Origin of the sequence: Oceanobacillus timonensis, assembly GCF_900166635.1 — a bacterium.
GTDB classification, from domain to species: Bacteria; Bacillota; Bacilli; order Bacillales; family Amphibacillaceae; genus Oceanobacillus; species Oceanobacillus timonensis.
On record NZ_LT800495.1, the window covers coordinates 1 to 948 of the forward strand.

At 49.4% G+C, this 948-nt stretch carries 8 tRNA genes; all 8 read right to left on the reverse strand.

Features of this window, described 5'->3' with window-relative positions:
• Nucleotides 1–202: 202 nt before the first annotated feature.
• A tRNA-Ala gene (locus tag B7E05_RS00005) sits at nucleotides 203–275 on the reverse strand.
• Nucleotides 276–300: 25 nt separating this feature from the next.
• Nucleotides 301–377 (reverse strand) — tRNA-Pro (locus B7E05_RS00010).
• A 1-nt stretch (nucleotide 378) separates the two neighbouring features.
• Nucleotides 379–455 (reverse strand) — tRNA-Arg (locus B7E05_RS00015).
• Between the two features lie 3 nt (nucleotides 456–458).
• Nucleotides 459–548, reverse strand: a tRNA-Leu gene (locus tag B7E05_RS00020).
• A gap of 6 nt (nucleotides 549–554) precedes the next feature.
• Nucleotides 555–629, reverse strand: a tRNA-Gly gene (locus B7E05_RS00025).
• A 24-nt stretch (nucleotides 630–653) separates the two neighbouring features.
• Nucleotides 654–738: transfer RNA gene (locus tag B7E05_RS00030), tRNA-Leu, on the reverse strand.
• 3 nt (nucleotides 739–741) lie between these two features.
• A tRNA-Lys gene (locus tag B7E05_RS00035) sits at nucleotides 742–817 on the reverse strand.
• 7 nt (nucleotides 818–824) lie between these two features.
• Nucleotides 825–900 (reverse strand) — tRNA-Thr (locus B7E05_RS00040).
• Nucleotides 901–948 lie beyond the last annotated feature (48 nt).

Here is a 948-nt window from a genome sequence, read left to right on the forward strand (position 1 = left end):
ATAAAAGTGTTTGAAACGTTAGCTTTCAGAAGTCAACTTCTGACTTATTTTTTAAGAAAAACGAGGTTGTCTTTCTTCTTTCGTACTGGTTGTTTTGTTCAGTTTTCAAAGAGCAATTTGTATGTCGCATCTAAAAAAGCGACCTACTCAATATATCATCTTTCAAAATTGGTGTCAACAACTTTTTAAATAAATTGTTGAGTGGAGCCTAGCGGGATCGAACCGCTGACCTCCTGCGTGCAAGGCAGGCGCTCTCCCAGCTGAGCTAAGGCCCCATAAGAAATATATGATATTTATAAATGGTCGGGAAGACAGGATTCGAACCTGCGACCCCTTGGTCCCAAACCAAGTGCTCTACCAAGCTGAGCTACTTCCCGATGGTGCGCCTGAGAGGAGTCGAACCCCTAGCCTCTTGATCCGTAGTCAAACGCTCTATCCAATTGAGCTACAGGCGCTTTTGGTGCCGAGGACCGGAATCGAACCGGTACGGTAATATACTTACCGCAGGATTTTAAGTCCTGTGCGTCTGCCAGTTCCGCCACCCCGGCAATATTTGGAGCGGAAGACGGGATTCGAACCCGCGACCCCCACCTTGGCAAGGTGGTGTTCTACCACTGAACTACTTCCGCATATTGCTTTTAAAATTAAAGTACTGGTGCGGGTGGAGGGACTTGAACCCCCACGCCCGGAGGCACTAGATCCTAAGTCTAGCGCGTCTGCCAATTCCGCCACACCCGCAAATGGTGAGCCATGAAGGATTCGAACCTTCGACCCTCTGATTAAAAGTCAGATGCTCTGCCGACTGAGCTAATGGCTCCCTGAAATGGTGCCGGCCAGAGGACTTGAACCCCCAACCTACTGATTACAAGTCAGTTGCTCTACCAGTTGAGCTAGGCCGGCATGATGGTGGAGGATGCAGGGCTCGAACCTGCGACCCCCTGCTTGTAA